This is a genomic window from Ruegeria arenilitoris, from assembly GCF_013035315.1.
Taxonomy (GTDB): domain Bacteria; phylum Pseudomonadota; class Alphaproteobacteria; order Rhodobacterales; family Rhodobacteraceae; genus Ruegeria; species Ruegeria arenilitoris_D.
Genome location: NZ_WQHP01000011.1, coordinates 113,131 through 119,873, shown reverse-complemented (window position 1 = coordinate 119,873; position 6,743 = coordinate 113,131). Strand labels below are relative to the sequence as shown.

Genomic DNA, 6,743 nt, shown 5'->3' with positions numbered 1-6,743 from the left:
AATGGAAGACCGTTGCGGCGGCTGAAGCGTATTTTTCAGAAAACCCGGCTGGCACAAAACTAACCGTTCAAGAGCTGTGCCGCGAACTCGGGGTATCGAGGCGGTCACTCTTTTTGGCTTTTGAAAATCAACTTGGTGTTGGCCCAAGCAAGTTCCAGTCGATTGTCCAGCTACACCGGCTAAGGTTGCTTCTGCTGGGATGCACCTATGAGAAAGGTGTTGTTTCGAAACTCATCGGCGAAGCCGGTTTTAGTCATCTAGGCCGGACATCAGTTGCTTACCGCTAATTCTTCGGTGAGACGCCGATGGAAACGGCGAGTCGAACAAAAAACGGCTCAGCTACAGGGGTTTCTTAAGACGAGAGTCCGCTTGGGCTCGGAGCGGTCATTCGATCCGATCTTACGAACGGCAGCCATGCGGACTAAGCTGCCCTTAGCTGCGCTGCGGCACGTTTGCTTTGCTTGAACGACTGCTCAGCGGATAACGCGGACACGCAGCGTAAGGAAATATTCGATCGAACAGAGCGCATCGCCGCTTATATGACAGTTCGGACATATCGCACAATTTTGTGTATGATGCCGCCGAGCCATACGCCCAAACAATTTCGGACAATATTTAATATGGAGACGATAGATGCAGCATTTGCATACCAAAGCCCGCAATACTTTTGTCGCCTGTATTGGCTCGTTTTTTGTTTTCGCGCCCGCAGTCTCAGCGGAGGCTAATTTCCAGACGACATGCAACCCAAAAGCGGACCAAGCTTTCAACGAAGGTCTGAATCTCATTCACAACATGATGTACATTCAAGCCGAAGAAGCGTTCGACAAAGCAGCGTCTGCGGATCCAACTTGTGCCATTGCACAGTGGGGCATCGCGATGTCGAACTTTCACCCTCTTTGGCCGGGCACTCCCAGTGAAGCCGAAACAGAGAGAGGGTCTGCTGCAGCGGAAAGACTCGCGTCAATGTCCTCCGAAAGCGCCGTTGAACAAGCATTGATCGACGCCGCTGTTGCTTTCTACGCCTCAAGCCAGGAAGGCTACCGCGCTCAGCTTAAATCGTGGGCGGAGAAACAGGTGGCAGCTGCGGACCAACATGCAGACGACTTGGACGCCGCGGCGTTTGCGGCGCTGGCGCGCCTTGCAACGGCGCCGCGAGGAGCAGACGGAACCAAAGTAAAGTCGCAGGTGGGTGATACGCTCGACGCGCTTCATCAAAAGGCACCAGAACATCCTGGCGTCATTCACTACGCGATCCACGCCTATGACAATCCGCCACTCAAGGAGCGAGGCAGGCCGTACGCCGAGATTTACGATAAAACGGCTCCAAGCGCTCCACATGCGCTGCATATGCCCGCTCATATCTTTACACGAACAGGAGAATGGGAAAAATCAATTGATCTGAACAGCCGGTCCGCTGAAGCAGCTCTTGAGCAATCAAAAGACGTGGTACAAAGCCATTATGCGCATGCGATCGACTACATGGTTTACGGCCACCTACAACTTGGGAATACAGACGAAGCTGCAGGGCTGGTCGACGAAATGCTCGCAATTCAAAATCATCAGGCCAGTTTCGGAAGCGCTTATGCGTTAGCGGCTGCACCCGTTCGGCTGCCTCTTGAGCAGGGTCAATGGGACGTCGCGGCGGCACTGTCGCCTGAGATGCATCCGGTCATTCCATGGGAAAAATTTCCACAAACTGTAGCCATGCGGTGGTTCGCGATCGGTATCGGCGCGGCCCGTAGCGGTGATGTCGATACAGCGCAGAGCGCGCTTGCCGAGCTCAAGTCTTTGCACGCTGTGATGGAGGAGCGTGGGCAGGGCTATTGGGCGCAGTTGACTGAAGCACAGATCATGTCGGTGGAAGCCTGGATTGAACTGGCGGGTGGGGCCTCTGAGGCCGCAGTTGCTAAGCAGGCAGCCGCGGCTGATCTCGAGGATAAGATTGGCAAAAGCCCGGTCACACCCGGCCATGTCCTTCCGGCACGAGAACTTCTCGGGGACATGCTGATGGAGCTTGGAAAACCCAATGAAGCTGCGGTCGCTTATCAGGCGACGCTGGATCTTTCGCCAAACAGAGCAAGAAGCCTCGCCGCACTTCAATAAGTGGCAACAACACACTTGGTCGGTGCTTTGTAGTTTTTGCAGCAGCATCGACCGATTTGGGCAAAAGCAGCCGCATAGCGACCATGGCCCGAACGACTGCCATGCGGACATAGCTGCCATTCGCCCTGTCTCAAAACTCTCTTTGCTTAACAGTCTAGCGCGTGACGGTCGCTTGACGGCACGCCCCCTATCAATCGATCATCACCGAACTGTATAGTGCTACTTCGAGGAAAATCCCATGGAAGCATTCGGAAGCGAAGACCAGCGACGCATGTCGACCATGGGTGAGCATCTTATCCAGCTATTGGGTGATGACCCTCGATTTTGTAGCCATGGGCGCGGCATTCAAATTGCCAACGAGTACAGCGGGGCTTTGGATGATGCCGTTGCAATGGCCCGAATACTTGGCATCACGGCGATAGAAAGCATACCGCGTCAAGAGGTGGCGAAGACGCGAGAAGTCATTGAAAGTCAGGGATTAAAAACCGACACAATAGCTTGTTATCTTGGCGGACTGAACTGTGTTGATATTGCTCGGAAAATAATCGCCACATGGGCGTTGCCCGAGGATTTGACCGTACGTGTGATTGATCGAGACTCTCCGGCAGAATGGCTTGAAGCTTTCGCAGAAGTCGCGATGAGCCACGGTGTTTTGCCGCCAATAGGGCCGGTTATGCGCGGATTGTCTCGCCCCGGATTTGCGATGGTCGCCTTTGACAACTCAGGTGCTCCCGTTGCAACCGCGGGCTCAGTTCTGTGCCATCCGCCCAGCAGTCGGCTGCATCGTCGCGCTCAATGGGGGCAACTATCGACCAAGCCTGAACGCATGGGTGAAGGTGTAGCAAAAGTCTTGGGGGCCAAAGCTATGATACACTCTCATGAGAAGCTTGGCGCAACTGGGTTCAAGACAGGCATTGCTCCGGGCAACGTTCCTTCTGCACGGCTCTGCGAAAAACTTGGTTTGGAGGACAGTGGAAGCGACATAGTCGCAATCATAGATCCTCACGTATACTCAGAAGATCGGTTAACCAAGTGACCTATCCGGCAGTCTGTGGTCGCATTGTGTAAGCAGAACTCCCGGGAGCCTGAGCAAGTCATTTGAAGAAGCTGAAACGGGATGAGTTCTAGTCTGCATTGGACAAGATGCTGCCGTTCCGCAAAACTCGGTGTACCGGGTATCTGTCGGACGAACCTGCAGTTCTCTGCCGAGCTGCTCAACCATTGCCAAGGGCCCTTGAGCATATACTCAGGGCCCCAAAAACAATAAAACTTACAAGCCGTTACGGGGTAAGATCCATTGCCACCACTACCTTTTCGTAAGGAAGTCCGGCGGTATCGTTCAATCGACGAACTTGATCGGCGCTTTCACCATCAAACAAGCACATGCAGCGCCCGTCTTCGGGAGCAAATGTTGAACGAACATAGCTGATCTTGTCGCCATCTGCCGTCATTTTCTGCGCAGTTGCTATCGCGGCTTTTTGAGCAGCGCCCAAGTCATCCATGCTGATACCCTTAAGGTTTCTTTCGACCATAAAAACAGACATTTTGCTCCCTTTCCGAACAGTCACAACTAGTGCATCCATTGCATCACAGATGCGGTGGCTCGGGGAACTATCAATACCTTATGACTTAATAACTCCAGGTTTGGATAAAACGGTGTATCCTGCGTTATGATTGTTTTTCGCTATCAGTGACGAGGTGCCCCAACATGGAGATGTCTCAGATTAGATATGTCTTATCTGCCGCAAAGCATCTAAATTTCACTAGAGCTGCTGCAGAATGCAATGTGAGCCAGCCAGCGCTTACCAAAGGCGTCAAGTCACTAGAGACCGAACTGGGCGCACAGGTTTTTCATCGGGAAGGTCGGAAAATACTGGTCAGCGACTTTGGGAAGTCAATGCTGCCGCATCTACAGCACATCGTCGACGAAGCAGCAGCTACGCAAGCGCTGGCTCAGAATTTTCGTTTGCTCGAAAAGGTTCCGCTGCGTTTAGGTGTCCTATCAACAATCGGGCACGTTCGCCTTGCTCGTTTTTTGGCTCAATTCGAGAAAAACCACAGCGGGTTGGAGTTGTCTGTCAACGAAGCAAGCGCGTCGGACCTAAAGACAAAACTTGCCGATGGCGATATCGATGTTGCTTTAATGACGCTAACTGAAGAGTTGGAAGAGCAGTTTAGGGCTAGACCACTCTACGTCGAAAGATATGTGGTTGTTTTCCCGCCGGAACACCGCCTTGGACAATTCAACTCAGTTTCGCTCCAAGACTTAGCACAAGAAAACTACGTTGACCGCTTGGCCTGTGAGTTGCGCGAGATGGTAATGTCGGTTTGTCAGTCAAAAGGCGTTGAACTGTACGCGCGCTTCAGGTCTGAGCGAGAAGATTGGGTACAAGCAATGGTTGCTGCGGGCATTGGTTTTGCCTTCATGCCTGAGTACTCTGTTACTCTGCCAGGCTTGTTACAGCGCCCACTTGTGGACCCAGAAGTTTCAAGAACTATCGCGGCCTTTACAGTCCCCGGCCGAAAACATTCGCCTGCACTTGATGCACTGATGAGGTCATCGCAGACTTTTGCATGGCCGGGGTAAGTAACGTCAGCTTTGGGCTCTAAGCAGCCATTCGTTTGCGGTCCACCGAGCGACTGCTTAGAGCCCAAGGCCGAAATTTGTCTGCGGGCGGCGGATGGCCTCACTCTGCAGCTGTGACGTCAGGAATGGTCGCTGAAATTACTTCTGAAGCATCAATCCAGTAGATTGAAGGAGCGAGTTCACTCTGAGTTTGTCGGAAATTTAATTCACCTGTAACCCAAACGGGATCCGCTGTTAGGTCGACGCCCTCCGGATACTCTACCGCAATAACTTGATCAGGAAGTGGGGCGGTTGGATGTCGGCAGTTCTGAGACAGTGGAGGTATCAATAGAAATCTTTTTACGTTTTTGAACTCAAATTCAATAGGGTGAGCGTAGCCAGCAATCCGAACAAGTTCTCCCTCCAGTTTTGAATTCCCGGGTATGCACTCAGCAATCTGCATTGACAGCATGCGATCACTCAAATCTCTCAGCAGGCAACCCGGATTTGATAGGTAATCATTCAAGAAATCAAAGCACTCAACCAGGCGCTCTTCCCGAAGATCAGACCACGAAATCTCCTGTGGTTCGGAGTGAGCAGCCAAAGCGGTCAGGACAACTAGGGAGATCGAGCAACCCGAAAGTCTAATTGTCATTCCGACCGTGCGAAACAGTGAGTGGGCTCTTGTAATCCGGTTCGGTCAATCCTTGTTTGCGCATCGCAATACCGGTCAAACACTCCCTGATGGTTCGGTTGGCATTTAATGCGGAAACGTAGGTCGGGTCCATTAACGGAGCGAGCTCAACGATTTCAAACCCAATCACGTTTGACTCGGCGCAGAGGCGACGAATAATTGGGAAAACCTCTCGCGGCATCAGGCCGCCAGGCTCGGGCGTCCCCGTTCCAGGTACGAACGCCGGGTCAAAGGTGTCGATGTCGAAAGAAATATAGATATACTCCGGCCCGTCATTTGCCTCGGCGATGACGTCTTCCATAACCGCATCCCAGCCGCGTTGTTCGATCTCCGCCATTGTATGGAAGCGGAACCCATTCAAACGCATCCACTCAAATGCTTTTTCGTCTGGATAGTATCCGCGCAATGCGACTTGAATAAAGTTTTTGCCCTCGACCAAGTCTTCTTCGATCAACCTGAAAACAGGCATGCCATGGTTGATCAGGTGTCCAAAGCCATACTTGCCGGCATCGTAATGTGCATCGAAATGAACGACGCCCACATTGCCTTTTCCATAAACGTCCGTCATCGCAGCGACGTTTGGGTACATCAATGAATGATCACCACCAACAATAAAAGGTATCACATGGCTGCCGTCAGCGTGCTGCACTGCCGCTGCCTGACCAACAAAAGAACGGACCGCATGAATTGTGCGCTCAGTGCTCATGATGTCGTTCGGGGCGTTTCCGTAGTCAACGACTGTCATTTCCTGCAGCGGGTCGACCATGACGTGCATATGCGGCTGCCGCGCCCCATATCCCAGATACATTGAGGAGTTACGAACCGCATTCGGACCGCGCGACGCCCCGCGTGCGCCGGTCCCCATGTCGGTAAAGGCACCCATGATAGCAACGTCAACTTCAGCAGCGGCTAGATCGCCGGGCGTGAAAGCTAACGGTTGGTGCAAAAACGTAGGGAGTTGCATAAAACCCTGGCCATAGAAACGCTGAGGGTTAACAATTCCGGGTTCTCGTCCTTCACGCTCTCCTTCAAAACTTGGCAAAGGAGTGCGCCACGCATTGTAAGTTGGATCTTCAGTGTCCAAAGGAATAACGGGTTGTTCCCCCTCACGGATCGGTGCTTGGGTACCTTCGAATTCATGACCATAAATTTGAGCGTTTGCGGAACTTGCAAGAACAACCGTCAAAACAGCCAGTCCCGAATGGAGCCTATGAAACACCAGTAGTCCCTCCTCAAATTTTTTGCTGTACCAACACTATTGTCGAAATCGTGGTTTGAAGCAAATTTTGACGCGATGGTGTCTTTATGCCCAATAGTAGGACGTTTTGTTGGGCTAAAACTATTCAAGCGTATCCAGAGGTCTTTTGCTGACCTGATTTT

6 protein-coding genes and 1 pseudogene are annotated in these 6,743 nt (G+C 52.2%); 4 read left to right on the top strand and 3 right to left on the bottom strand.

What is annotated here, in order from left to right:
- The 3 genes and pseudogenes from GOV53_RS19475 to GOV53_RS19465 form a co-directional block, all read left to right on the top strand.
- Positions 1-287 (top strand): annotated as a pseudogene (locus GOV53_RS19475) (helix-turn-helix domain-containing protein); the annotation flags it as partial.
- A 346-nt stretch (positions 288-633) separates the two neighbouring features.
- Positions 634-2,103, top strand: a complete 1,470-nt coding sequence (locus GOV53_RS19470) for a tetratricopeptide repeat protein (protein ID WP_170469646.1) — start codon at positions 634-636, stop codon at positions 2,101-2,103.
- A 238-nt stretch (positions 2,104-2,341) separates the two neighbouring features.
- Positions 2,342-3,139: a hypothetical protein gene (locus tag GOV53_RS19465; RefSeq protein ID WP_170469643.1), complete on the top strand. Its 798-nt coding sequence runs from the start codon at positions 2,342-2,344 to the stop codon at positions 3,137-3,139.
- A gap of 244 nt (positions 3,140-3,383) precedes the next feature.
- On the opposite strand, the gene GOV53_RS19460 is transcribed toward GOV53_RS19465, so the two are convergent.
- Positions 3,384-3,647: a DUF4242 domain-containing protein gene (locus GOV53_RS19460; protein WP_170469640.1), complete on the bottom strand. Its 264-nt coding sequence runs from the start codon at positions 3,645-3,647 to the stop codon at positions 3,384-3,386.
- A 164-nt stretch (positions 3,648-3,811) separates the two neighbouring features.
- Between GOV53_RS19460 and GOV53_RS19455 the strand changes: the two genes are divergently transcribed.
- A complete protein-coding gene (locus GOV53_RS19455) occupies positions 3,812-4,690 on the top strand; it encodes a LysR family transcriptional regulator (protein ID WP_170469637.1) in 879 nt (292 codons plus the stop codon).
- A 100-nt stretch (positions 4,691-4,790) separates the two neighbouring features.
- Here the strand turns inward: GOV53_RS19455 and GOV53_RS19450 are convergent, their stop codons facing one another.
- Positions 4,791-5,324 (bottom strand): DUF3299 domain-containing protein, encoded by a 534-nt coding sequence (locus GOV53_RS19450; RefSeq protein ID WP_170469635.1) that lies wholly within the window; start codon positions 5,322-5,324, stop codon positions 4,791-4,793.
- On the bottom strand, positions 5,314-6,549 hold the full coding sequence (locus GOV53_RS19445; RefSeq protein ID WP_170469632.1) for an agmatinase family protein: 1,236 nt from the start codon (positions 6,547-6,549) through the stop codon (positions 5,314-5,316). Before GOV53_RS19445 ends, GOV53_RS19450 begins: the two co-directional genes overlap by 11 nt.
- Positions 6,550-6,743: the final 194 nt, after the last annotated feature.

Excerpts from the sequence above, each read along its gene's own strand:
- GOV53_RS19470 (WP_170469646.1), top strand. The coding sequence starts at position 634 with ATGCAGCATTTGCATACCAAAGCCCGCAATACTTTTGTCGCCTGTATT.
- GOV53_RS19465 (WP_170469643.1), top strand. The coding sequence starts at position 2,342 with ATGGAAGCATTCGGAAGCGAAGACCAGCGACGCATGTCGACCATGGGT.
- GOV53_RS19460 (WP_170469640.1), bottom strand. The coding sequence starts at position 3,647 with ATGTCTGTTTTTATGGTCGAAAGAAACCTTAAGGGTATCAGCATGGAT.
- GOV53_RS19455 (WP_170469637.1), top strand. The coding sequence starts at position 3,812 with ATGGAGATGTCTCAGATTAGATATGTCTTATCTGCCGCAAAGCATCTA.
- GOV53_RS19450 (WP_170469635.1), bottom strand. The coding sequence starts at position 5,324 with ATGACAATTAGACTTTCGGGTTGCTCGATCTCCCTAGTTGTCCTGACC.